This window comes from Streptomyces sp. GESEQ-35, from assembly GCF_017948485.1.
Taxonomy (GTDB): domain Bacteria; phylum Actinomycetota; class Actinomycetes; order Streptomycetales; family Streptomycetaceae; genus Streptomyces.
Genome location: NZ_JAFFSX010000013.1, coordinates 115,121 through 137,890, shown reverse-complemented (window position 1 = coordinate 137,890; position 22,770 = coordinate 115,121). Strand labels below are relative to the sequence as shown.

22 protein-coding genes are annotated in these 22,770 nt (G+C 71.6%); 10 read left to right on the top strand and 12 right to left on the bottom strand.

Annotation, left to right across the window (positions count from 1 at the left end; genetic code table 11):
• The first annotated feature begins 1 nt into the window (after position 1).
• From KCH87_RS25290 to KCH87_RS25280, 3 genes are read left to right on the top strand one after another with little or no spacing between them, the layout of a single operon-like run.
• On the top strand, positions 2-418 hold the full coding sequence (locus KCH87_RS25290) for a nuclear transport factor 2 family protein (RefSeq protein ID WP_247196767.1): 417 nt from the start codon (positions 2-4) through the stop codon (positions 416-418).
• Positions 415-1,518, top strand: a complete 1,104-nt coding sequence (locus tag KCH87_RS25285) for an acyl-CoA dehydrogenase family protein (RefSeq protein WP_210588528.1) — start codon at positions 415-417, stop codon at positions 1,516-1,518. The genes KCH87_RS25290 and KCH87_RS25285 overlap by 4 nt, the downstream gene beginning before the upstream one ends.
• Before the next feature lie 2 nt (positions 1,519-1,520).
• Positions 1,521-2,306: an acyl-CoA dehydrogenase family protein gene (locus KCH87_RS25280; RefSeq protein WP_210588527.1), complete on the top strand. Its 786-nt coding sequence runs from the start codon at positions 1,521-1,523 to the stop codon at positions 2,304-2,306.
• Positions 2,307-2,323: 17 nt separating this feature from the next.
• On the opposite strand, the gene KCH87_RS25275 is transcribed toward KCH87_RS25280, so the two are convergent.
• The 3 genes from KCH87_RS25275 to KCH87_RS25265 all read right to left on the bottom strand — a co-directional run bounded on the left by KCH87_RS25275 (position 2,324) and on the right by KCH87_RS25265 (position 5,398).
• Positions 2,324-3,106: an enoyl-CoA hydratase gene (locus KCH87_RS25275; protein WP_210588526.1), complete on the bottom strand. Its 783-nt coding sequence runs from the start codon at positions 3,104-3,106 to the stop codon at positions 2,324-2,326.
• A 128-nt stretch (positions 3,107-3,234) separates the two neighbouring features.
• Complete coding sequence (locus KCH87_RS25270) at positions 3,235-4,416, bottom strand: acyl-CoA dehydrogenase family protein (protein ID WP_210588525.1); 1,182 nt, start codon at positions 4,414-4,416, stop codon at positions 3,235-3,237.
• On the bottom strand, positions 4,400-5,398 hold the full coding sequence (locus KCH87_RS25265; RefSeq protein WP_210588524.1) for an acyl-CoA dehydrogenase family protein: 999 nt from the start codon (positions 5,396-5,398) through the stop codon (positions 4,400-4,402). Before KCH87_RS25265 ends, KCH87_RS25270 begins: the two co-directional genes overlap by 17 nt.
• Positions 5,399-5,562: 164 nt before the next feature.
• Between KCH87_RS25265 and KCH87_RS25260 the strand changes: the two genes are divergently transcribed.
• The 3 genes from KCH87_RS25260 (at position 5,563) to KCH87_RS25250 (ending at position 8,179) form a co-directional block, all read left to right on the top strand.
• Complete coding sequence (locus KCH87_RS25260; RefSeq protein ID WP_210588523.1) at positions 5,563-6,237, top strand: TetR/AcrR family transcriptional regulator; 675 nt, start codon at positions 5,563-5,565, stop codon at positions 6,235-6,237.
• A 65-nt stretch (positions 6,238-6,302) separates the two neighbouring features.
• Positions 6,303-7,127 (top strand): acyl-CoA thioesterase II, encoded by an 825-nt coding sequence (locus KCH87_RS25255; protein ID WP_210588522.1) that lies wholly within the window; start codon positions 6,303-6,305, stop codon positions 7,125-7,127.
• On the top strand, positions 7,124-8,179 hold the full coding sequence (locus tag KCH87_RS25250) for a dihydrodipicolinate reductase (protein WP_210588521.1): 1,056 nt from the start codon (positions 7,124-7,126) through the stop codon (positions 8,177-8,179). The genes KCH87_RS25255 and KCH87_RS25250 overlap by 4 nt, the downstream gene beginning before the upstream one ends.
• 174 nt (positions 8,180-8,353) lie before the next feature.
• Here the strand turns inward: KCH87_RS25250 and KCH87_RS25245 are convergent, their stop codons facing one another.
• Positions 8,354-9,508, bottom strand: coding sequence for a thiolase family protein (locus KCH87_RS25245; protein ID WP_210588520.1), 1,155 nt, complete (start codon positions 9,506-9,508; stop codon positions 8,354-8,356).
• Positions 9,509-9,608: 100 nt separating this feature from the next.
• On the opposite strand from KCH87_RS25245, the gene KCH87_RS25240 reads away from it, so the two are divergent.
• Complete coding sequence (locus KCH87_RS25240; protein ID WP_210588638.1) at positions 9,609-10,376, top strand: SDR family NAD(P)-dependent oxidoreductase; 768 nt, start codon at positions 9,609-9,611, stop codon at positions 10,374-10,376.
• Positions 10,377-10,389: 13 nt separating this feature from the next.
• Here the strand turns inward: KCH87_RS25240 and KCH87_RS25235 are convergent, their stop codons facing one another.
• From KCH87_RS25235 to KCH87_RS25220, 4 genes are read right to left on the bottom strand one after another with little or no spacing between them, the layout of a single operon-like run.
• Entirely contained in the window at positions 10,390-11,175 is a 786-nt protein-coding gene (locus tag KCH87_RS25235; RefSeq protein ID WP_308298906.1) for an enoyl-CoA hydratase/isomerase family protein, read from the bottom strand.
• 1 nt (position 11,176) lies between these two features.
• The gene (locus KCH87_RS50465) at positions 11,177-12,268 is read right to left on the bottom strand and encodes an acyl-CoA dehydrogenase family protein (protein ID WP_210588519.1); all 1,092 of its coding nucleotides are present in this window, start codon (positions 12,266-12,268) and stop codon (positions 11,177-11,179) included.
• Positions 12,255-13,160 carry an acyl-CoA dehydrogenase family protein gene (locus tag KCH87_RS25225; protein WP_210588518.1) on the bottom strand — a complete coding sequence of 302 codons (906 nt, stop codon included), beginning with the start codon at positions 13,158-13,160 and terminating at the stop codon, positions 12,255-12,257. Before KCH87_RS25225 ends, KCH87_RS50465 begins: the two co-directional genes overlap by 14 nt.
• Positions 13,138-14,679, bottom strand: coding sequence for a class I adenylate-forming enzyme family protein (locus tag KCH87_RS25220; protein ID WP_210588517.1), 1,542 nt, complete (start codon positions 14,677-14,679; stop codon positions 13,138-13,140). The genes KCH87_RS25225 and KCH87_RS25220 overlap by 23 nt, the downstream gene beginning before the upstream one ends.
• 98 nt (positions 14,680-14,777) lie before the next feature.
• Between KCH87_RS25220 and KCH87_RS25215 the strand changes: the two genes are divergently transcribed.
• Positions 14,778-15,776: a ferredoxin--NADP reductase gene (locus KCH87_RS25215; protein WP_210588516.1), complete on the top strand. Its 999-nt coding sequence runs from the start codon at positions 14,778-14,780 to the stop codon at positions 15,774-15,776.
• 24 nt (positions 15,777-15,800) lie between these two features.
• On the opposite strand, the gene KCH87_RS25210 is transcribed toward KCH87_RS25215, so the two are convergent.
• Genes KCH87_RS25210 through KCH87_RS25195 form a run of 4 tightly spaced genes read right to left on the bottom strand, consistent with a single transcriptional unit; the run spans position 15,801 to position 19,797 of the window.
• A complete protein-coding gene (locus tag KCH87_RS25210) occupies positions 15,801-16,859 on the bottom strand; it encodes a CaiB/BaiF CoA-transferase family protein (protein ID WP_210588515.1) in 1,059 nt (352 codons plus the stop codon).
• Complete coding sequence (locus tag KCH87_RS25205) at positions 16,856-17,812, bottom strand: LLM class F420-dependent oxidoreductase (protein WP_210588514.1); 957 nt, start codon at positions 17,810-17,812, stop codon at positions 16,856-16,858. The genes KCH87_RS25210 and KCH87_RS25205 overlap by 4 nt, the downstream gene beginning before the upstream one ends.
• A gap of 15 nt (positions 17,813-17,827) precedes the next feature.
• Entirely contained in the window at positions 17,828-18,217 is a 390-nt protein-coding gene (locus KCH87_RS25200; RefSeq protein ID WP_210588513.1) for a cobalamin B12-binding domain-containing protein, read from the bottom strand.
• Positions 18,217-19,797 (bottom strand): methylmalonyl-CoA mutase family protein, encoded by a 1,581-nt coding sequence (locus KCH87_RS25195; protein ID WP_210588512.1) that lies wholly within the window; start codon positions 19,795-19,797, stop codon positions 18,217-18,219. Before KCH87_RS25195 ends, KCH87_RS25200 begins: the two co-directional genes overlap by 1 nt.
• Between KCH87_RS25195 and KCH87_RS25190 the strand changes: the two genes are divergently transcribed.
• Both KCH87_RS25190 and KCH87_RS25185 read left to right on the top strand, forming a co-directional pair.
• The gene (locus KCH87_RS25190) at positions 19,766-21,280 is read left to right on the top strand and encodes an enoyl-CoA hydratase/isomerase family protein (protein WP_282612985.1); all 1,515 of its coding nucleotides are present in this window, start codon (positions 19,766-19,768) and stop codon (positions 21,278-21,280) included. The genes KCH87_RS25195 and KCH87_RS25190 overlap by 32 nt on opposite strands.
• Positions 21,277-22,677, top strand: a complete 1,401-nt coding sequence (locus tag KCH87_RS25185; protein WP_210588510.1) for an amidohydrolase family protein — start codon at positions 21,277-21,279, stop codon at positions 22,675-22,677. The genes KCH87_RS25190 and KCH87_RS25185 overlap by 4 nt, the downstream gene beginning before the upstream one ends.
• Positions 22,678-22,770 lie beyond the last annotated feature (93 nt).

The window sequence follows — 22,770 nt, the reverse complement described above, 5'->3', positions numbered from 1 at the left end:
CATGACCACCGACGACCTCGTGGAGATCCAGCAGCTCCTCGCCCGCTACGCGGTGACCATCACCCAGGGCGACATCGACGGACTCCTCGCCGTGTTCACACCCGACGGCAGCTACAGCGCCTTCGGCGACACCTATCCTCTCGCGGAGTTCCCGGCGCTGGTCGCGGCGGCGCCCAAAGGGCTGTTCCTCACCGGAACACCTGTCGTGGAGTCCTCCGGCGAGAACACCGCGGCGGGTACCCAGCCCCTGTGCTTCATCGACCAGGCCACGCACGACATGCGGATCGGCTACTACAACGACACCTATGTGCGCACCGCGGACGGCTGGCGGCTGCGCACGCGGGCCATGACGTTCATCCGCCGCAGCGGGGCACACGACTCGGGCCGGCCGCACGCTTTCGAACGCCCGGCCGTATGAACACCTTCGGGACCGCCGGGGAGTTCCGTTCCGCCCTGGAATCCTGGCTCGCGGAGCACGACCTCTCCCCCGGCCCCGACCACTCGCTGGACGCGCAGGTCGCACAACTGGGCCGGGTACGCCGGGCCCTGTACGACGCGGGCTGGATGCGCTACGGCTGGCCCGCCGAGGTGAGGGGGCTCGGCGGGCCGGCCGTCTTCCGCGCGGTGCTCGGCGAGGAGGTCGCCACACGTGGCCTGGCCGAACCGGGCATCTACTCGATGGTCGAGGTGCTCGCACCGACGATGATCTCGTACGCCCGTCCCCAACTGGCCGCGGACATGGTGCCGTTGCTGCTCAGCGGCCGCGAACAGTGGTGCCAGGGCTTCTCCGAGCCCGGTTCGGGCAGCGACCTGGCCTCGCTGACCACCCGGGCGGCGCCCCGCGACGACGGCTCCTGGTCGGTCAGCGGCCAGAAGGTCTGGACGAGCCTCGCCCAGTACGCGGCCCGCTGCGTCCTGCTCACCCGCACCGCACCCGGCCACGACGGGATCACCGCCTTCTTCGTCGACATGGACACCCCCGGCATCACCGTCCGGCCGCTGCGCACGATGCACGGCGTCGACGAGTTCGCCGAGGTGTTCTTCGACGACGTGGCCGTCCCCGCCGACCGGATGCTCGGCCGCCCCGGAGACGGCTGGCGCCTGGCGATGGACCTGCTGCCCCACGAGCGCTCCACCTGCTTCTGGCACCGGGTCGCCCACCTGTACACGCGGCTCGACCGACTGCTGGAGGAGACGGCGGACTCGGACGACGCGGCCCTCGGCGCCGTCTACCTGGCCCTGCACACCGTCCGCTGCCGCTCCCACGCGACCCAGCGACGGCTCGCGGACGGAGCACGGCTCGGGCCGGAGACGTCGGTCGACAAGGTGCTGCTGGCCACGGCGGAGCAGCAACTGTTCGACACCGCAAGGGACTTGCTCCCCGGTGTGCTGGAGCTGACCGACACCCCGTGGCGGTCCGAGTACCTGTACGCGCGGGCGGCGACCATCTACGGCGGCACCGCGGAGATCCAGCGCAACATCATCGCCCGCCGGCTGCTCGATCTCGGGAGGGAGTGACCGTGGACGCCGCGGAACGGGAGTTGCTCACCGGCACGCTCCGCAAGACGATGACGGCGGCCTCGGGCCCGGCCCTGGAGTCGGCACTGACCGGGCTCGGCTGGCCCGAACTGCTGGCGGAGTTCCCGGAGGTGGCGATTCCGACCGTCTTCGGGTTGCTGGGCGAGACCGGGGCGCATGCGGCGCTGCTCAATGACGTGGTGCTGCACGCGGCGGGCCGTCCGCTCGGCGGTGCGCCGGAGTTGCCGTACACGGGCGGCTCGTGGGTGGTGTGGGAGCGGGCCGGGGCAGGGTCAGGCACGGTGCTGGACGGTGAACTGCCGTTGCGGGCCGTCCCCGCGGGCGATCCAGTGCCCTTGTCCGCGGGCCGCCGGGCGCTCGGCTGGTGGCTGGTCGGCACCGGGCGGGCCATGCTGACGCTGGCCCGGACGCACGCCGTGAACCGGGTCCAGTTCGGGCGTCCGCTCGCCGCCTTCCAGGCCGTACGGCACCGCCTCGCGGAGACCCTGGTCGCCCTGGAGGGAGCCGAGGCCACCCTCGTGGCCGCCGAAGACCCCTTCGGCTCGCTGCTGGCCAAAGCGGCGGCCGGCCGGGCGGCACTGACCGCGGCCCGGCACTGCCAGCAGGTACTCGGCGGTATCGGGTTCACCGCCGAACACCCTCTGCACCGGCACGTCCGCCGCGCCCTCGTACTGGACGGTCTGCTGGGCAGTTCACGGGAGCTGACCCGCGAGGCCGGAGCCCTTCTGCGGTCGGAGGGCTCGGCGCCACGACTCGTCCACCTCTGAGTTCGGGTGCACTTCGGCTACTTGAGCTTCTCCTTCATCTCGTCCAGCTTCGCCAGGATCGGGTACCCGCTCACGCTCAGCGCGTTGCCGTGCCCGGTCTGGTGCACGTCGAACACCGACTGGACGGCGGCGTAGAAACCCTGCACGTCCAGCGTCTGGTTGACGGCCCGCTTGGCCTGGCGCAGCCCGAACGCAGGCATCTTCGTGATCTGCTCGGCCAGTTCGCGGGTCTCGGCGTCCAACTGCTCGCGCGGCACCACCCGGTTGACCATCCCGACGCGTTCCGCCTCCTCGGCGGTCAGGGGCCGGCCGGTGAAGAGGATCTCCTTCGCCTTGCGTGGCCCCAACTCCCAGGTGTGACCGTGGTATTCGACGCCTCCGATGCCCATGGTGACAACGGGGTCGGAGAACAGGGCGTCCTCGGCGGCCACGATCAGGTCGCACGGCCAGCACAGCATCAGTCCGCCGGCGATGCAGCGCCCCTGGACGGCGGCGATCGACGGCTTGGGGACGTTCCGCCAGCGCAGGGTGTACTCCAGGTACCGGCGGTTCTCCGCCCGGTAGATCCACTCCAGAGTGATCTCCTTCGGGGCGGGCCACCGGTCCTTCAGGTCGTGCCCGGCGGAGAAGTGCTTGCCCTCCGCGCGCACCACGACGACCTTCACGTCCTCGTCCTCCGCGGCCTTCGTCCAGGCGGCGTCGAGTTCGTCGAGAAGGGCCATGGTCTGGGCGTTGGCGGCTTCGGGCCGGTTCAGGGTGAGGGTCGCGATGTGGTCCTTCACCTCGTAGAGGATGTGCACGGCGGCTCCTAGGGCTTGTTGGGGGGTTTCCTGAACGGGTGCGAATTGGTGTGCGGCCTGACAGCGCCCCCGAAGGGGCGCGGGGAACTGCGCGACCAGCCCCCACCGGCCCGCAGACGACGAACCGCCTACCCGACAGAACGCGGCAGCCCCAGCACGCGCTCGGCGATGATCCCGCGTTGGATCTCCGACGTACCCCCGGCGATGGTCGCGCCGAAACTGCGTGCGTACCGGTTGAACCAGCTGGCGGAGTCGTCGTCGAAACTCATGTGGGAGTACGGCGCGGTCCGGGCCGGGTAATCGAGCCCATCCGCCCCGGCCGCTTCAAGCACCCGCTCCAGCGCCCGCTGCGACCCCTCCGAGCCGAGCACCTTCAGCACAGACAGGGCAGGTACGTCCTGCTCACCACGGGCGGCTCGGCCCAGCGCCGCCGAGCCGAGCAGCCGCAGCGCCTGAAGGTCCATGACGAGCGTGGCGTACCAGTCCTTCTGGAGGGGCGTGGACGGACGGAAGTCCCGTACGACGAGGGCCATCCGTTCGGCCTCGCCCAGCCACATCAGGGTCCGCTCATGTCCGAGGGATCCGTTGGCCACCCGCCAGCCCTGGTTGAGGGGACCGACGAGGTTCTCGGCGGGCACGCGGACGTCCTCGAAGAAGACCTCGTTGAAGTCCTTGTCGCCGGCGGCGGTGTACGAGGCGAACGGCCGCCGGGTGACGCCGGGAGTGTCGGTGGGGATCAGCAGCACGCTGATCCCCTTGTGTTTGGGCGCCTCGGGGTCGGTGCGGACGAAGGTGAGCAGGACGTCCGCGTCGTGGGCGCCGGAGGTCCACACCTTCTGTCCGTTGACGACGAAGTGGTCGCCGATCGGCTCGGCCCGGGTCCGCAGGGAGGCGAGGTCCGATCCGGCACTGGGCTCGCTCATGCCGAGGGCGGCGGTGATCTCGGCGCGCAGGATGGGCACGGCCCAGCGGTGCTTCTGCTCGTCCGTGCCGAAGGAGAGCAGGGAGGCTGCGATGATGCCTACGCCCTGGGGGTTGAAGCTGTGGTTGATACGGCGTCGGGACAACTCCTCCAAGTGCACGAACCGCTGGATGACGCCTGCGTTCCGGCCGCCGAACTCCGGTGGGTTGCCCGGCAGCAGCCAGCCCTCGTCGAACTGGAGCCGCTGCCACCGCCTGGCCCACTCGGGGATGTGCCCGGTGGAGCGGGACCGCTCGCCGGCCTCCGCCTCGGTGGGCAGGTTGGCCTCCAGGAACGCCGCGAACTCGGCGCGGAAGGCCTCGACGTCGGCGTCAAAGGTCAGTCGCATGGCACTCCTCGGCTATCAGCGCCCGGTGCTCGGCGGCGCCGCCCAGCATCAGCTCTCCCGCCTTGGCCCTCTTGATGGCGAACTGAAGGTCGTTCTCCCAGGTGTGGCCCATCGCCCCGAACAGCTGCACCCCGTTGCGGAACACCAGGGCCTGGCACTCGCCCGCCGCGGCCTTGGCCATCGAGGCGGCGAGCCGGCGCCGGGGGTCGTCCTCGGCGATCGTCAGGGCCGCGAAGTAGGCGAGGGCCCGGGCGCGTTCCACGGCCACGTGCATGTCGGCGGCCTTGTGCTGCACGGCCTGGAACGAGCCGATCGGAGCGTCGAACTGATGCCGGGTGCGGACATGGTCGAGAACCATGTCGAGGGCGCGACGGCAGGCGCCGACCATGGTCAGGGCCGTTCCCGTGAGGGCGAGGTGGCGGGCGCGCTCCAGGTCGGCGCCGGAGCGGGCCTCCGCGGTGACCCGTACCTGCGGGAAGGAGACCTCGGCGAGGTGCAGGACGGGGTCGAAGGCGGGCGTGCGTACGGCGGTGACCCGGTCGGCGGGCACGACGAAGACGCCCTCGGCCGTGACGACCGCCAGCCGGTCGGCCCGGTCGCCGTCCAGGACGTGGCGGGCGGTGCCCTCCAGCACCCAGCCGCCGCTCTCCGGGCGGGCGGTGACGCCGTCGTGGACAGCGGTGCCGGAGTGTTCCGGATCGCCGAACCCCGGTGCGAGGGGGGTGAACCGGGTCATCGTCGCCAGGTAGGGCGTCGGGTCGGTGGCCCGGCCCAGTTCCTCCAGGACGATCGCCAGCTCGACCATGTCGGCGGGGTCGGTCAGCTCGGTCCAGCCCAGGCCGGTGTAGACGCGCCACAGCGGAGCCGGGCCGGCGCCGTCGTCCACGATCCTGCGGACCAGCGTCGGCGGGCACTCCTTGAGGACCGCCTTGTGCACGGTGTCCTGCCACAGCCGTTGCTCGGCGTCGAACTCAAACAGCATCGGAGCCTCCGATGACGTCGCGTGCCATGAACGGCCTCCCTGTGCGGACGAGGGGCATGAGAACAACATTCTCACGATGGGGAATTAAGAGTCTCATCCATGACCCGCGAGGTGTCCAGACTGGCGCGGCAAGCTTGTCGCTACACTGCAGTAATGTTCTCCCCATGGCAGCACAGAAGGCGGACCAGCCCGTGAGCACCCCGACCGAGGAACCGGCCTGGAAGCAGCGCGCGGTCGAGCGTTCCACCCAGGCGGCGAAGCGCCGGGCCGAACAGCGCGTGGAGCGGTTCCTGGACGCGGCGCAGGCGATCATGGCGGAGAAGGGCACCACGGACTTCACCGTGCAGGAGGTCGTCGACCGCTCCCGACAGTCGCTGCGCAGCTTCTACCAGCACTTCGACGGGAAGCATGAGCTGCTGCTCGCCCTCTTCGAGGACGCGATGAGCAAGTCGGCCGACCAGTTTCGTACGATCGCGGCCGAGCAGGCCACGCCGCTGGACCGACTCAGGGTCGTCGTCCAGGCGCTCTTCGACAGCTCCCGCCCCACCCAGGACGCCACCCAGCGCCCGCTGTTCACCGACTTCGCCCTGCGACTGCTGGTGTCGCACCCCGCCGAGATGAGGGTCGCGAACGCCCCGCTGCTCACCCTGTTCGCGGATCTGATGGTGGAGCTGGAGACCGCCGGTCTGCTGCGCCCCGGCTTCAAACCGCGCCGGGCGGCCGCGCTCACGATGCAGACCGTCATGTTCAACGCGCAGTCCAGCGGCCAGGAGGGCACCCACCCGATCACCTCGGAAGAGATCTGGGACTTCTGCGCGAAGGGGTTCACCCTCAGCTGACCGCCACCACTGGAGGTAGGAGAATCTCATTCTCATGGGCGGAAATTTAGTTTACCCTCCCAGGCATGCCGCTTGCCACAAGTGAACTCTGGGACGATCTGCTCGCCTGTCTCGACCTGCGCACGCCTCCCGGGAGCACCGGCTACGAGGGGCTCAACCAGCGCCTTGGCTACCACCGCCTCTTCGGAGGACAGCTGCTGGCCCAGTCGCTCCGGGCCGCGGAACTCGCCTGCCCGGACAAGCCCGTCAAGTCCCTGCACGCCCTGTTCCCGCGCGCGGGCCGGCCCGACGAACCCGTGCGGTACGAGGTGGAGCGCCACCACGAGGGCGGCTCCTTCGCCACGCTGGGCGTGGTCGCCCGGCAGGCCAAGGGGGTCGTGGCCACGGTCTCGGTGTCGCTGCACGCCCCCGAGGAGGGCCCGGTCCACCAGACCGCCGCCGCGGCCCCCGTTCTCCCGGGGCCGGAATACGGCGTCGACCTGGTACTGCTGCCCTGGGAGACCCGGACCACGACCGACCTCGACTCCGCCGCCGCCGGTCCCGCCGAGTTCGAGCTGTGGATGCGCACCCCGCCGACCGGCGGGGAACTGGCGCCCGCCCTCACCGCGTACGCCACCGATCTGACGCTCATCGGCACGGCGCTGCGACCGCTCGCCGGGATAAGCCAGCTGGACGCCGGAACGGCGTTCACCTCCGCCGTCACCTCGCACACGGTGTGGTTCCACCGGCCCTTCCGCGCCGACGACTGGCTGCTGCTGCGCCAGCACAGCCCGATCCTCGCCCACGGCCGCTGCTTCGGCCGGGGCGACGTGTTCGCCTGGGACGGCACCCTGGTCGCGTCCTACGCCCAGGAGGCCCTGCTGCGCATGGCACCGGAGGCGGCGGGATGAACACCGGCGCCGGACGTCCGTACCGCGTCGTCCAGTGGGCCACCGGCACCATCGGGTCCCGCTCGCTGCGCGCGGTCGTCGAACACCCGCACCTGGAGCTGGCCGGGGTGTACGTCCGTACGCCGGGCAAGGCCGGGCGGGACGCGGGCGAGCTCTGCGGGCTCGGGGACAGCGGGGGCACCGGGGTGACCACCACCCGGGACGTCGAGCACATCCTCGGGCTGGACGCGGACTGCGTGCTCTACATGCCGCTGGTCTGCGACGTCGACGAGGTGTGCCGACTGCTGGAGTCGGGCGCGAACATCGTGACCACGCGCGGCGAGTTCCATCATCCGGGGAGCATGGATCCCGTCGTACGCGAACGGGTCGGGACCGCCTGCAAGGCCGGCGGCACCTCGATCCACAGCACGGGCAGCAGCCCCGGCTTCATCACCGAAGCCGTGCCGCTCGTCCTGACGTCCGTCGCGCGGCGGATCGACGCGCTCACCATCGACGAGTTCGCCGATCTCTCCCAACGCCCTTCGCCGGACCTGCTGTTCGGCGTGATGGGCTTCGGTGTCACGCCCGGTGAGTTCGACGAAGGCCGTCTCACCCGGGCACGGACCAGCTTCGGCCCCTCGCTGCGGCTGATCGCCGAGTCCCTCGGGCTGCCGCTCGACGCACTGGAGGCGGGCGGAGAGGTCGCCACCGCCCGCCACCGGGCCGGCATCGCCGCCGGCACGCTGGAGCCGGGCACGGTGGCGGCCCAGCGCCTCACGGTGTCCGGGATGCGCGCGGGCCGTCCGCTGCTGCGCTTCCGGGCGACGTGGTACTGCACCCGCGACCTCGAACCGGCCTGGGACCTTCGGGACACCGGCTGGCACCTCACGGTCGACGGCGACGCGCCGCTCGACGTGGGCATGCGGCTGCCGGTGCCGCTCGACCGGATGGCCGAGGTGTCCCCGTCGTACACGGCGAACCGGGCGGTCAACGCGGTGCCGTTCGTCTGCGCGGCGGATCCCGGGATCCGCACCTCCCTCGATCTGCCGCAGATCACGGCGACGCTGGGCTGACCCGGGCGCTCCGCCGGCTGTCCGATATGCGGCTCCGCCGCGGGGCCGCGATGTGCCGTCGGTCGTCTGCTGCGCCGTCGTGGCTGGTCGCGCAGTTCCCCGCGCCCCTTCGGGGCGCTGCCGGGCCGAGCAATACGCCAAGCCCGAGCAAGGCACCTAGCCCGGCGTGCGCGCTCAGGGAGCCGGGACCTCGACGACCATTGCCGAGCCCATCCCGCCGCCCGCGCACATCGACGCGACGCCGATGCCGCCGCCGCGTCGGCGCAGTTCGTGGACGAGTGTGACCAGCATGCGGGCGCCGGTGGCGGCGACGGGGTGGCCGAGCGAGCAGCCGCTGCCGTTGACGTTGACACGGTCCGGGTCGAGGTCGAGGAGGCGGACGGCGGCCACGGCCACCGAAGCGAACGCCTCGTTGATCTCGAACAGATCGACATCGGTGGTCGAAAGTCCCGCCCGTGCCAGTGCCTTGGGGATCGCCTTCACCGGCGCCAGCCCGGTCTCGGCGGGATCGACGCCGACGGACGCCCAGGATCGTACGGTGGCCAGGGCGGGCAGGCCCGTGCCGTCCGCCGCGCTGTCGCTCGCGACCACCAGAGCGGCGGCGCCGTCGTTGGCGCCGCAGGCGTTGCCCGCGGTGATGCTGAACCCGTCGATCTCCGGGTGCAGCACCTTGAGCCCGGCCAGCCTCTCCAACGAGGTGTTGCGGCGCGGGTGTTCGTCGACGGAGAACAGTCCGTGCACGGTCTCGACGGGAACGGTCTCGGCGTCGAACCGGCCCTCGTCGATGGCGCGTACGGCGTTGCGGTGCGAGCGCAGCGCCCAGGCGTCCATGTCCTCGCGGCTGATGCCGGCCCGCTGGGCGACGTTCCAGCCGATGGTGATCGACATGTCTGTGTTGGGAGCGTCCGGGCGGTCGGGGTGGGTGGGCGGCATCCAGGGCTCCACCCACTCCCCTTCGATCCGGAACCGCGACTTGGGCGCCGTGGACGCCGAGTTGACGCCTCCGGCGATCACGAGGTCGTCCATCCCGGCGCGGATGCTCGCGGCCGCGCCCGCCACGGCGGCGAGGCCTGCCGCACAGTGCCGGTTGAGGGCCTGCCCGGGGACGGAGGTGAGTCCGGCGGTCAGCGCCGCGTGCCGGGCCAGGACGCCGCCGCCGTAGAGGCCTTCGCCGAGGATCACGTCGTCGACGCGGTCCGGGTCGAGGCCCTTCGCCGCGGCGCCGACGATGTGGTGGGCCAGGTCGAAGGCCGTGGTGTCCCGCAGGGTCCCCTTGAAGGCGGTTCCCACGGGCGTGCGCAGGGCGGACACGATGACTGCCTGGGTCATGGACGGCTCTCCAACTCGGCCGGTCGGACAGGATCACATCGCGCGATGAGAATGCTACTCTCCCAAAACTAGAATGGCATACGCAAGGGAGGGGACGCAGATGCGGATCGGTGGGAGTTCCGCGATCGTGGTCGGCGGCGCGGGCGGCCTGGGCGAGGCGACCGTACGCCGGCTGCACGCGGCGGGGGCGGCGGTGGTCGTCGCGGACCTCGCCGACGACAAGGGCACGGCTCTGGAGAAGGAGCTGGGCGTCCGTTACGTACGGACCGACGCCACCGACGAGGACAGCGTCCGTGCCGCCGTCGGGGAGGCGGAGGCGCTCGCCCCGCTGCGGATCTCGGTGGACGCGCACGGCGGCCCCGCGACCGGCGGACGGCTCGTCGGCAAGGACGGCGAACCCCTGGACCTCGCCGGGTTCCGGCAGACCGTCGACATCTATCTGACCGGGGTGTTCAACGTGATGCGCCTGGCCGCCGCCGCCATGGCCCGCCAGGAGCCGGTGGACGAGGAGGGCGGCCGGGGCGTCATCGTCAACACCGCGTCGATCGCGGCGTACGAGGGTCAGATCGGCCAGCTTCCCTACGCGGCCGCCAAGGGCGGCGTGGTGGGCATGACCCTGGTGGCCGCGCGTGACCTGTCCCCCCTGGGCATCCGGGTCGTCACCGTCGCGCCCGGTACGTTCCTCACCCCGGCGTACGGAAAGGCGGGGGACCAACTGGAGGCGTACTGGGGCCCGAAGGTCCCGCACCCCCGGCGGATGGGCCGCTCTCCCGAGTACGCCGCCCTCATCGAGCACATCTGTGAGAACGACTACCTCAACGGTGAAGTCATCCGCCTGGACGGGGCGTTGAGGTTCCCGCCGAAGTGAAGGCCGGGTGGACTCAGTCGTCTCGCGCCGTGAGGCGGGCGAGCGTGGCGCGGAAGTCCTCGGTCCGGAAGGACTGTTCCTCTGCGGTGGTCGCGTAGTCGAGGGTGGCCAGGACCGCGCGCTCCAGGTGCATGTTGAGCACGCGCTTGGTGCTCTCGACCGCCTGCCGGGGCAGGCCCGCGATGCGCTTGGCGCAGGCGAGGGCCTCGGCGACCGGGTCTGCTACCGCGTGATTGGCGAGCCCCACCGCCACGGCCCGTTCGGCGGGGATGCGGGCGCCGGTGAGGGCGTACTCCTTGGCCAGCAGCAGGCTGGTGTGCAGGGGCCAGGTGAGCGGGCCTCCGTCGGCGGCGACCAGGCCGACCTGGACGTGGGGGTCGGCGAGATACGCGGACTCCGCCATGTAGACGATGTCGCTCAGCGCGACCAGGCTGCACCCGAGGCCCACGGCGGGGCCGTTGACCGCGGCCACGACGGGCACCCGGCAGCGCGCCATGCCGAGGACGAGGTCCCGGCCGTGCGCGATGCTCCGGGCACGCAGGACGGGGTCGCGCCTGAGCTCGTCGAGGTAGGTGAAGTCGCCGCCCGCGGAGAAGGCCCGGCCGGCGCCCGTGAGGACGGCCGCGCGTGCGTCCCGGTCCTCACTCAGCCGTGGCCACAGCCGGGCGAGACCGGTGTGGAGCGCGTCGTTGACGGCGTTGAGCGCGTCGGGACGGTTGAGGGTGATGATCCTGAGGGGGCCGTCCGCGCGGACGTCGATCTCGTCCGGCATGCCGTACAGGCTCTGCGTGTCGGTCACTTCAGGCTCCCAGTCCGAGGATCCGCGAGGCGATGATGTTCTTCTGGATCTGTGAGGTGCCGCCCATGACGCTCTGCGCCCGGCTGTAGAGGTAGGCGTTCAGCAGCTCGGGGTCGCGGGTGCCGCCGACCGCCAAGGCCGCGTGTCCGACCGCCTGTTCCGTCCAGGTCATGAGGAGCTTGTCGAGGGAGCCCTCGGGGCCGTGCGAGACGCCGTCGAGCTGTTCGGACAGCCGCCGCCGCACGTGCAGCCGCAGCATCTCGGTCTCGACGACGGCCCAGGCGAGTTCCGGCGGCGTTGCGGCTCCCCGTACCCGGGACGCCAGCTGGCGCACGAGCTTGCCGTACCGGGCCGAGTAGCCGAGCGTCGCCGGCTCGCGCTCGTGTCCGACGACGGTCATGGCCAGCGCCCAGCCCTCCCCCGGCGCGCCCACCATCTGGTCCGCGGGGACCTGCGCACCGTCGAAGAGGACCTGCCCGAACTCCCGGGTGACTCCGTTCATCATCTTCAACGGGCGCTGCACGACGCCTGGTTGGTCCATCGAGATCACGAACGCCGAGAGACCGCGATGCCGGGGTGCGTCCGGCTCGGTGCGCGCCAGCAGCAGGCACCAGTCGGCCACGTCGGAGTAGCTCGTCCAGATCTTGTGCCCGTGGACGACGTACGTGTCCCCGTCCCGGGTGGCCGTCGTCGTCAGGGACGCGAGGTCCGAGCCGGCGCCGGGTTCGCTGAAGCCCTGGCACCAGCGTTCGGTGCCGTCGACCATGCCGGGGAGGAAGCGGCGTCGCAGCTCTTCGCCGCCGTGCCGGCCGAGGCCCTGGACCAGGTAGCCGAGGCTGGGGCGGGGCGGTGCGCCCGCGCGGGCCAGCTCCTCGTCGAGGATGACATCGTAGACGGGCGGCAGTTCGTGTCCGCCGTACTCCCGCGGCCAGGACAGGCCGAAGAACCCGGCCGCGTGCAGCGCCCGGTGCCAGTCGCCCTGTCGTGCCCAGTACTCGTCTCCCGAGGCCGGGAACGTCCCGGCCCGCTCGGTGAGCCAGTCCCGCAGCCGCTCGCGGAAGGCGGCCTCCTCGGTCGAGTCACGAAAGTCCACAGTCGATCTCCTCCAGGCGCACGGGGAACAGGTCGGTGGACGTCAGGGCCCGCCGGAGGTGGAGGTGGGCCAGGCATTCCCAGGTGTTGCCGATGCCGCCGTGCACCTGCACCGCCGTCTCGCAGACCGTGCGGGCGGCGCGGGCGCAGTACAGCTTGGCTATGCGGGCGGCGCGGAGGGCTTCGGCGACGGGGAGTTCGTCGACCGCCCAGGCCGCGTGCCGCAGCACGCTCACCGAGCCCTCGATCAGGGCCAGGCCTTCCGCAAGGGGGTGGGCCACGGCCTGGTACGACCCGATCGGACTGCCGTACTGCTCACGGATCTTGGCGTAGTCGCAGGCGAGTTCGTGCGCGCCGCGGGCCGTGCCCAGCAGGTCGGCGGTGGTGGCGACGAGCGCCAGCGCCTGCCTGCGTGCGACGGCTTCGGTGGAGAGGGTTCCGATCGGTCGCAGGGGGCCGGGGAGTTCGGCGCTACGTCGGGTCAGGTCTGCGCAGACGGTCAGCGATCCCACGTCGCCCGCCAGGACCTGGTCGCCTTCGAGGCAGAGGGCTTGGCGCATGCCTCGGGCGTCCACCGCTTCGGACTCCACGGCGACGGTTGCGGACCCCCACTCCCCTGCGACGTGCCGGCTGATGTCATCGGCGAGTACCGGGCCGAGCAGCGGGACATCGACGAGCCCCCGTCCGAACTCCTCCACGACCAGGGCGACTTCGACCCCGGACGCGCCGTCGGAGCGGAGCGTCCGCCAGCCGGTCGTCTCCACCGCTTTCTCCAGTCGGGCGATCCGGTCGGCGTCGTCCAGGTCGAGGACCGAGCCCGGGCCGAGGGCGGACGCCAACCGGGCGGCCGCGTCGCGCAGTTGACGCTGTTCAGCCGTCAGACGTACGTCCATGGCCCTCCTCCCTGACCAAGCGCTCCGCTTGGGAAGCCGCGAAATGCCGTCGATCGTCTGCGGCGTCGTCGTGGCTGGTCGCGCCGTTCCTCGCGCCCCTTTGGGGCGCTTCACCCAGGCCGCTCAGCTCCGCAAGGAGCCGGTCCCTGAGTACGCGGCGCAGCACCTTCCCGGACGGCAGTCGGGGGATCTCGGCCACGAACTCCACGCGGCTCGGCCGCTTGTAGGAGGCGAGGCGGTCACCGACCAGTGCGATCAGCTCGGCCGCCTCGACCGGCCGGCCGGCCCGTACGGCCGCGACGACCGCCTCCCCGTCGGCCGGGTCGGGGACGCCGAACACCGCGCAGTCGGCGACGGCCGGATGGCCGTACAGCACGGCCTCGACCTCGGCGGGCGCGACCTGGAACGCCCGCACCTTGATCATCTCCTTGGCGCGGTCGGTGAGTTGCAGCCAGCCGTCCGCGTCCACGCTGCCGACGTCACCGGTCCGGTACCAGCCGTCGTGGAAGGCGTCCGCGCTCTCCTCGGCCGGCAGATAGCCGGCCATCAGGGAATCCGAACGGACCTCGATCTCCCCGGTCTCACCGTTCCCCACCGGCACCCCGGTCTCCAGCGACACCACGCGCACGCTCACCCCGGGCACGGCACGCCCCGGGGTGTCCAGGCGGGCCCCGTCGAGCGGATTGACGGCGATGACGGGCAGTTCGCTGGCCCCGTAGGCGGGCACCCAGCCGATCCCGGTGCGCCGGGTGACGGTCTCGGCGACGCTCGGCGTGACGGGCGTCGCGCCCCACATGATGAAACGGAGCGAGGACAGGTCGTACGACTCCAGCTTCGGATGGGAGGCGAGGGCGAGCGCGATCGGCGCCACGGCCATCTCGACGGTGACGCGGTCGAGTTCGATGTGGTGCAGCAGCCGGTCCAGGTCGAAACGGCGGTGCAGGCGCAGCCAGGCACCCGCCTCCAGGGCCGTGACGATGTTGAGCAGACCCAGGATGTGCGAGGGCGGCGTCGTGATCTGGATCCGGTCCTGGTCGGTGAGGCGGAGGGCGTCGCGCCAGTGGCGTACGGCGGCGGCGAGCGAGGCGTGGGTGTGCCGGACCGCCTTCGGCATGCCGGTCGTGCCGGAGCTGAACACCAGGACGGCATCGGCCCGCGGGTCCGGCGGCGCGAAGGAGCCGCCCTTGGGCGTGATCGGCTCGTCCAGATGCAGCATGGGCAGCAGCTCCGCCAGCACCGCGTGGTCGCCCACCGCGTGGGCCGGCTCGGTGATCGCCAGGGCGTGTTCGACCTCGGCGCGTTTCCACGCCGGACTGAGCAGCACGACGGCCGCGCCCAGCCGCCACACGGCCCGCACCGCGACGACGAACTCGGGCCGGTTGGACGACATGAGCGCGACCCTGTCTCCCGCCCGCACCCCGCGCCGCGCCAGCGTCCCGGCCAGCCCGTCAGCGAGGGCGTCGAGCTCGGCGAGGCTGTACTCCCTGCCCTCGAAGACCAGGGCTGCCCGTCCGCTCATCTCTCATCTCCACCCATTGGAGAGGGTCCCATCTCCCTGGCGAGAATAGTATTCTCGCTGCAACAGAACCTTGATACCAGAGCAAGAGGAGGGCGTCCATGGCGATCCCCGCCCTGTTCCAGCGCGCGACCGTCATCAAGATCGTCCAGGAGACCGAGGACGCCCGGACCTTCGTGCTCGACCCGCACGAAGGTCCGTTCTCCTACCAGGCGGGGCAGTTCTGCGTCTTCCGGGTCTCGGTCGACGGCCGGGACGTGCTGCGCTCGTACTCGATGTCGAGTGCCCCGGAGACCGACGCCGAACTGATGACGACCGTCAAGCGGGTGCCGGGCGGCAAGGTCTCCAACTGGCTGCACGACCAGGTGTCCGAGGGCGACGAGCTCGAACTGACCCTGCCGAGGGGGAAGTTCTGCCTTCGTCCGGCGCAGACCCCGCTGCTGGGGTTCAGCGGCGGCAGCGGGATCACCCCCGTCCTGTCCCTGGCCAAGAGCACCCTCGCGACCACCGACCGCGACGTCCGGCTGCTGTGCGCCGACCGCGACCGTTCTTCGGCGATCTTCGAGTCGGCTCTGTCGGATCTCGCGGCGCGGTATCCCGGCCGGTTGACGGTGGTGCGTCATCTGGACGCCGAGCGGGGGCTGGTCACCGCCGACGCCGTGCGGGAGTTCGTCGGGGCGGACGGGGCCGGGGACGCGTACGTGTGCGGGCCGGAGCCCTTCATGGAACTCGTGGAGTCCGCGTTGCCGGGGCCGGGGCGGGTGTTCAGCGAGCGGTTCGGCGGTACGGCGACACCGCCCGAGCCCGACCGCGCCAAGCCGGAAGACGCAGGCACGGTCACGATCGTGCTGGGCAACCAGCGGGTGTCGGTCCCCAAACGCGCCGGCGAGACCCTGCTGCAAAGCGCCCGCCGAGCCGGTCTCACCCCGCCGTTCTCCTGCGAGGCGGGCAACTGCGCCACCTGCATGGCCAAGGTGACGGAAGGCAGCGCGACCATGCGCGTGAACGACGCCCTCACCGAGGACGAGGTCGAAGAGGGATACGTCCTCACCTGCCAGGGCGTGCCGGACGCGGGGTCGGTGACCGTCCACTACGAGTGACGGTGAACTACGAGTGACGGTGCACTACGAGTGAGGCACGACCGGGATGCCGCCGTGCTCGCCCAGGCGGGGCGGCGGCCGGTACTCGGGCTCGTACCCGGCGATCCGTACCGGGCTGCCGACCAGCCGGAAGTCACCGGCCTCCACGATCATCCCGGGGGTGGCGTCCAGCGCTTCGGGCAGGGTGCGTACGGCCGCCGCGGCCAGACCGAGCGGACGCAGCCGCGCCTCCCAGCCCGCGGCCGTGTCGGCGGCGAGGGCTCGGGTGACGACGGCGAGGACCTCGTCGCGGCGCGCCGCCCGCTCGGCCATCGTCGGGAAGCCGTCGATCCCGGCCTCGTCGGCGAAGGTCTTCCAGAAGCGGTCGTGCGTGATGAACAGCGCCATATGGCCCTCGGCCGTGGGGAACAACTGGGCGGGCACGTAGTAGGAGTGCGCCCCGTACGGCAGGCGGCGCGGCTCGACACGCTCGTTGAGCCAGGCCGACGCGCGGTAGTTGAGCTGGGCCAGGATCACGTCCCGCAGCGCCACGTCCACCTGGCCGCCGCGCCCGGACACGATCTGGGCGAGCAGGCCCAGCGCGGCCGTCAGTGCCGCCGAGTTGTCGATGGACGAGTATCCGGGCAGGGTCGGCGGCGCGTCGGGGTCGCCGGTGAGGGCGGCGACGCCGGTCGTGGCCTGGATGACGTAGTCGAAGGCCGGATCGTCGCCGCCGTCCAGGCCGTAGCCGGTCAGGGCGACGCAGACGATCCGTTCGTTCCGCCGGCGCAGGCTGTCGTACGTCAGCCCGAGTCGTCGTATCACCGACGGCTTGAGGTTGACGAGCAGTGCGTGGGCCTCCGCGACCAGTTCGCCCAGGTGCTCCTGTCCCTCCTCCGAGGTGAGGTCGAGGCAGATGCTGCGCTTGTTGCGGTTGAGGCTGGCGAAGTAGGTGTCGCCGACCTGCCGTGAGAGGTCGCCGTCGGGCGGTTCGATCTTGGTGACCTCGGCGCCGAGGTCGGCGAGCAGCATCGTGGCGAACGGGCCCGCGAGGATGTGCCCCACTTCGAGGATGCGAATCCCCGCGAGGGGGCCGGGGCTCATCGGAGTTCCGCCGCGAGTCCGGCGATCATTTCCCTGGTACGGCGCTTGGAGGCGACGAGTTCGTCACGGCCGTTGCCGATCGGCAGCAGCCGTACGGACAGATCGGTGACCCCGGCGTCCGCGAACCGCTGGAAGCGGGCCGCGATCGCCGTCTCGTCCCCGGCCGCGCACAGGTCTCCGACGTCCTTGGCGTCGCCGTACTCCAGCAGGCGCTGGTAGTTGGGCGAGATCTCGGCCTCGCCGAGGATCCGGTTGGCGCGTTCGCGTGCCGCGTCGATCTCCGACGGGCGGCAGAGGCAGACCGGGATGCCCGCGACGATCCGCGGCGCCGGACGTCCCGCCGCCTCGGCGGCCTTGCTGATCCGCGGGACGACGTGGTCGGCGACGGCCCGTTCGTCGGCCATCCACAGCACGGTCCCGTCGGCCCGCTCCCCCGCGAGCGCCAGCATGACCGGGCCGAGGGCGGCGAGCAGGACCGGGAGGGGGGCGACCGGGGCGAGGTCGACGGGATTGTGCACGGTGTAGGTGCGGTTCTCGACGTCGATGGGGCCGGGGCCGCTGCGGGCCGCGTCCAGTACGTCGAGATAGTCGCGGGTGAGGCCGGCCGGGCGCTCGTAGGGGAGGCCGAGCATGTCGCGGATGATCCAGTGGTGCGAGGGGCCGATGCCGAGTGCCAGTCTGCCTCCGGTGGCGGCCTGCGTGGACAGTGCCTGCCGGGCCAGTGCGATCGGATGCTGGGCCTGGAGGGGTACGACGGCGGTGCCGAGCTCGATCCGGGTGGTGCGGGTGCCCATCAGGGCTATGGCGGTCAACGCGTCGAAGTCCGTGGGTATTTGGGGCACCCAGGCGGTGTCCATCCCGGCGGACTCGGCCCATTCCACGTCGGCGAGCATGCGCGAGACCTTCCGCGCGGAGTCACCCCGCTCGGGCCCGATCATCACTCCGATCCGCACGTTCACTCCTTCAGATCAGCGTGAGGTGAGGGCGCGAACGTCCGCCACCACGACGTCAAGGGGGGTTCCGGTGGGGAACACGGCTGCCGCCCCCGCGGCCTTGAGGCGCGGCACGTCGGCCGGCGGGATGGTGCCGCCGACGACGACCTTGATGTCGCCCGCATCGGCGGCCCGCAGGCCCTCGACGGTCCGTGCCGTCAGCGCGAGATGCGCGCCGGAGAGCATGCTCAGACCGACCATGGCGACGTCCTCCTGGACGGCGGTCGACACGATGTCGTCGATGCGCTGCCGGATGCCGGTGAAGACGACCTCGAAGCCCGCGTCCCGCAGGGCGCGTGCCACGATCTTTGCGCCCCGGTCGTGGCCGTCGAGACCCGGCTTGGCGATCAGGATCCGGGTTCCCATCAGAACACCACCGGCTGCTGGAACTCGCCCCACACGTCCTTGAGGGCGGTGACCATCTCCCCCACCGTGCAGTAGGCGCCCGCACAGTCGATCAGTGGATGCATGAGGTTGTCGTCGCCCTCCGCCGCGCGGGCCAGGTCGGCGAGGCGGGCGCGGACGGTCGCCGGATCGCGGTCGGCCTTGACGCGGGCGAGCCGCTCCAGCTGCACTTCGCGGCCCTTGGCGTCGAGTTCATAGGTGGCGATGTCGGGGGGCGGCTCGTCCTCGGCGACGTACCGGTTGACGCCGACGACCGGCCGGGTACCCGCCTCGATGTCCTGGTGGAGCCGGTAGGCCTCGTCGGCGATGAGCCCCTGGAGGTAGCCGTCCTCGATCGCCCGGACCATGCCGCCGTGCCGTTCCAGGTCGTCCATGATCTCGGCGATGCGTTCCTCGGTGGCGTCGGTGAGCGCCTCCACGAAGTACGAGCCGCCGAGCGGGTCGGCGACGCGGGCCACGCCGGTCTCGTGGGCGAGGATCTGCTGGGTGCGCAGCGCAAGGGTCGCCGACTCCTCGCTGGGCAGGGCGAAGGGTTCGTCCCAGGCGGCCGTGAACATCGACTGGACGCCGCCGAGTACGGAGGCCAGGGCCTCGTAGGCGATCCGGACGGCGTTGTTGCGTGCCTGCGGGGCGTAGAGCGAGGCGCCGCCGGCGACGCAGCCGAAGCGGAACATGGCGGCCTTGTCGGAGGCCGCGCCGTAGCGTTCCCGGACGATCGTCGCCCAACGCCTGCGGCCCGCCCGGTACTTGGCGATCTCCTCGAAGAAATCGCCGTGCGTGTAGAAGAAGAAGGAGACCTGCGGGGCGAACTGATCGATCGTCATACGGCCCCGGGCGAGCACGGTGTCGACGTAGGTGACTCCGTCGGCGAGCGTGAACGCCATCTCCTGCACGGCGTTGGCCCCGGCGTCACGGAAGTGCGCGCCGGCGACGGAGATCGCGTTGAACCTGGGCACCTCGGCCGCGCAGAACTCGATGGTGTCGGCGATCAGCCGCAGGGACGGTTCAGGAGGCCAGATCCAGGTGCCGCGTGAGGCGTACTCCTTGAGGATGTCGTTCTGGATGGTGCCGGTGAGCTTGGCCCGGGGCACTCCCCTGCGCTCGGCGGCCGCCACGTAGAAGGCGAGCAGGATCGCCGCCGTCCCGTTGATGGTGAAGCTGGTGCTGATCCGGTCCAGGGGGATGTCCTCGAAGAGGATCTCCGCGTCGGCGAGTGTGTCGACGGCGACCCCGACCCGGCCGACCTCCTCGCTCACCTCCGGGTCATCGGAGTCGTAACCGCACTGGGTGGGCAGGTCGAGGGCGACCGAGAGTCCGGTGCCGCCCTGGTCGAGCAGATAGCGGTAGCGGCGGTTCGACTCCTCCGCCGTGCCGAAGCCGGAGTACTGGCGCAACGTCCACAGCCGCCCCCGGTAACCGGTGGCGTAGTTGCCGCGCGTGAAGGGGAACGTGCCCGGTTCAGGCGGCTCGGCGCCCCGGTCCTGCGGTCCGTAGACCGGCTTGAGCGGGATGCCGGACGAGGTCTCGGCGAAGTCATTCATCTTCGATTACGTTACTTGCGGAAAAAGAGAATGCCAATACCACTGGGGAGAATCGGACTTCAACACCCCGATCTCGCGCCACCCCACCGTCTCGGCCAAGTGGCACGAGCCGGGCCACGCCTACGGCAACACGGAGACCGTGCCCGGCGTGACCCTCAAGATCATCGACCCGCTCACGGGCGCCATGGTCCCTCGCGGCGAGCACGGGGAGATCTGCGTCAAGGGCCCCACCCTCATGCTGGGCCACCTCGGCACACCACTCGACGAGACGCTCGACGCCGAAGGCTTCTTCCCCACCGGTGACGGCGGGTATCTCGACGACACCGGCTCTTCTGGAAGGGCAAGCTCACCGGCAGCGCGAAGATCAAGTCAAGCGATCTCCGTGAGCCGGCAGCCGAACGGTTGCGGGGGTAGCGGCGGCACGAGGCGTGGTTACCCTGGGCCGATGAGCCGGGTGGAGAGCGACGAGGGCCTGTTGCTCGGCCCCGACGGGCGGCCGGGAAATCCGGTGCGCCGCCTGGTCCTCGACGACTGGCACCGCGCCGGTCCGGAGAGCGTCGCGGACGCTGTCGCCCGGGTGACGGACTCCTTGTCACTGGTCATCGGCGTGGCGACTCGGCCGATGCCGGACCGGCTGGCCCCCTTGCTGGAGGCGCTCACCCTCACCCTGGCCGGACCGCACGCCTCGCGGCAGCCCCGGCAACTCGTGCGCGTGGACGACCCGCAGAAGGCCTTCGCCGAGCTCGCCGACGTCGTCGAGCGGCGCCCCCGAGCCTGCCTGACTCTCGGCCAGTTGCTGCGTCAGACACCGACGCTCGGCACGCTTCAGGGGCTGGCAGCGGAGGCAGCCGCGTACTCGATGCTGCTCGGCGGGACGGAGTTCGCCGCCTGGCCGGCCACTCGCGGCACGCGCCGCGCCGCCGCCGCAGAGGACCGGCCGCTCGTCCGCGTACGGCGGGACGGTGGCACGCTGTCGATCCTGCTCGACCACCCGGAGCGGCGGAACGCGTTCAGCTTCCGGATGCGGGAGGAACTGTTCGAGGCCCTGGAACTCGCCGCCCTCGACGACACGATCGACCGGGTCGAACTGGCCGGTACCGGACCGGTGTTCTCCAGCGGCGGGGATCTCGCCGAGTTCGGTACGGCACGCGATCTCGTGGCGGCGTACCTGGTACGGCTGGACCGGGCGCCGTGGCGGCTGATCGACCGGATGCGGGAGAGCGTGACGGTCCGGGTGCAGGGCGCGGCGGTGGGCGCGGGCGTCGAGATGGCAGCTTTCGCCGGCCGGGTGGTGGCCTCGCCGGGGACGTTCTTCCACCTGCCCGAGGTGGAGATGGGGCTGGTACCGGGCGCCGGCGGAACGGTGAGCGTACCGCGGCGGATCGGCCGGTGGCGGGCCGCGTGGATGATGCTGAGCGGGGCCCGGGTCGACGCGGCCACCGCCTTGGAGTGGGGGCTGGTGGACGAGGTCGACGACCGGTGACGGGTGATCTGCTTCTGCACGGCGTGGAGTTGGCGGGGCTACGGGGACCGGTCGACTGCCGGATCACGGCCGGTGTCGTCACGGAAGTCGGCCGCCAACTGCGCGCGAAGCCCCAAGAGTTCGTCGTACGCGGGAACGGCGGCGCACTGCTGCCCGGCCTCGCCGATCATCACCTGCACCTGATGGCGATGGCAGCGTTGTACACCTCCCTCGACCTGTCCGCGCTGTCCCGGGACGCTCTCGCGTCCTCCCTCGCACGGGCCACCACCGGCGACGACGGCTGGGTACGAGCGGTCGGCTACGACGACGTGCTCCACGGCGGCCTGGACCGGGACGCCCTCGACCGTTGGAACCGCGCCGTGCCGGTGCGGGTGCAACACCGCTCCGGCGCCCTGTGGCTGGTCAACTCTCCAGGTCTGGAACTCCTCGGGGCCCGGACCGCCGCCCACGACGGCGTCGAGCGCGACGGCACCGGACGGCCGACCGGGCGGTTGTGGCGTGCCGACGCCTGGTTGCGCGACGCCCTCGGCGGACGTCCGCCGTCCCTGCGGCCGGTGGGCGCACGGCTGGCCGCCCTCGGCGTCACCCATGTCGCGGACGCGACCCCCGACGCGGGTGCCGCCGAGGCCGTCGCGGACGCGGTACGGCGGGAGGAACTGCCCCAGCACGTGATGGTGATGGCCGACGGGGCGGGGCCGGGCAGTGGTGGGCGGCTGAGCGTCGGCCCGGTGAAGCTGGTGGTCGCCGACCATGCGCTTCCGGACCTCGACGAGCTGGCCCGGCGGATACGACGGGCGCACACCGGCGGCCGACCCGTGGCCGTGCACTGCGTGACCCGCACGGCACTGGCGCTGACCCTGGCCGCGTTCGACCAGGCAGGCGCACTGGACGGCGACCGGGTGGAGCACTGCGCCGTCGCGGACCTGTCCGCCGCCGAGGAACTGGCCGCGCGGGGCATCCGGGTGGTCACCCAGCCGGCGCTGGCGGCCCGACGCGGCGACGACTACTGGGCGCGCGCCGAGCCCCGGGACCGGCCGGACCTGTGGCGGTACGCCGGCCTGCTGCGGGCGGGCGTAGCGGTGGCTCCGAGCAGCGACGCCCCGTACGGGGACCCCGACCCGTGGGCGTGCCTGCGCGCCGCCTCCGAACGGCTGACTCCGTCCGGTCGCACCCTCGGCCACGACGAACGAACCCCGGCAGAGACGGTCCTACGGGGCTTCCTCTCCCCCCTGCACGACCCCGGCGGCCCACCGCGACACGTCACACCAGGACAACCGGCGGACCTGGTCCTGCTCAACGGGCCACTGGCAGAGGCACTGCGGACACCGGACTCCACCCACGTGCGCGCCACCATCATCCAGGGACAGGTCATACACGGAACGAAAAATCTCACCTGAAGATCCGGTCGGTGTCGGCGCCCATGGCGGCCGCCGTACCGTCCGGTACCGGCGAGGCAACCAGCAGTCCTCGCCCCACCCCACCGGCCACTG

Bases quoted from the DNA above. Each gene is read 5' to 3' on its own strand.
- KCH87_RS25290 (WP_247196767.1), top strand. From the start codon at position 2: ATGACCACCGACGACCTCGTGGAGATCCAGCAGCTCCTCGCCCGCTAC.
- KCH87_RS25285 (WP_210588528.1), top strand. From the start codon at position 415: ATGAACACCTTCGGGACCGCCGGGGAGTTCCGTTCCGCCCTGGAATCC.
- KCH87_RS25270 (WP_210588525.1), bottom strand. From the start codon at position 4,416: ATGCGACTGACCTTTGACGCCGACGTCGAGGCCTTCCGCGCCGAGTTC.
- KCH87_RS25265 (WP_210588524.1), bottom strand. From the start codon at position 5,398: ATGCTGTTTGAGTTCGACGCCGAGCAACGGCTGTGGCAGGACACCGTG.
- KCH87_RS25260 (WP_210588523.1), top strand. From the start codon at position 5,563: ATGGCAGCACAGAAGGCGGACCAGCCCGTGAGCACCCCGACCGAGGAA.
- KCH87_RS25255 (WP_210588522.1), top strand. From the start codon at position 6,303: ATGCCGCTTGCCACAAGTGAACTCTGGGACGATCTGCTCGCCTGTCTC.
- KCH87_RS25250 (WP_210588521.1), top strand. From the start codon at position 7,124: ATGAACACCGGCGCCGGACGTCCGTACCGCGTCGTCCAGTGGGCCACC.
- KCH87_RS25245 (WP_210588520.1), bottom strand. From the start codon at position 9,508: ATGACCCAGGCAGTCATCGTGTCCGCCCTGCGCACGCCCGTGGGAACC.
- KCH87_RS25240 (WP_210588638.1), top strand. From the start codon at position 9,609: ATGCGGATCGGTGGGAGTTCCGCGATCGTGGTCGGCGGCGCGGGCGGC.
- KCH87_RS25225 (WP_210588518.1), bottom strand. From the start codon at position 13,160: ATGGACGTACGTCTGACGGCTGAACAGCGTCAACTGCGCGACGCGGCC.
- KCH87_RS25220 (WP_210588517.1), bottom strand. From the start codon at position 14,679: ATGAGCGGACGGGCAGCCCTGGTCTTCGAGGGCAGGGAGTACAGCCTC.
- KCH87_RS25215 (WP_210588516.1), top strand. From the start codon at position 14,778: ATGGCGATCCCCGCCCTGTTCCAGCGCGCGACCGTCATCAAGATCGTC.
- KCH87_RS25210 (WP_210588515.1), bottom strand. From the start codon at position 16,859: ATGAGCCCCGGCCCCCTCGCGGGGATTCGCATCCTCGAAGTGGGGCAC.
- KCH87_RS25200 (WP_210588513.1), bottom strand. From the start codon at position 18,217: ATGGGAACCCGGATCCTGATCGCCAAGCCGGGTCTCGACGGCCACGAC.
- KCH87_RS25190 (WP_282612985.1), top strand. From the start codon at position 19,766: ATGCCGGACGAGGTCTCGGCGAAGTCATTCATCTTCGATTACGTTACT.
- KCH87_RS25195 (WP_210588512.1), bottom strand. From the start codon at position 19,797: ATGAATGACTTCGCCGAGACCTCGTCCGGCATCCCGCTCAAGCCGGTC.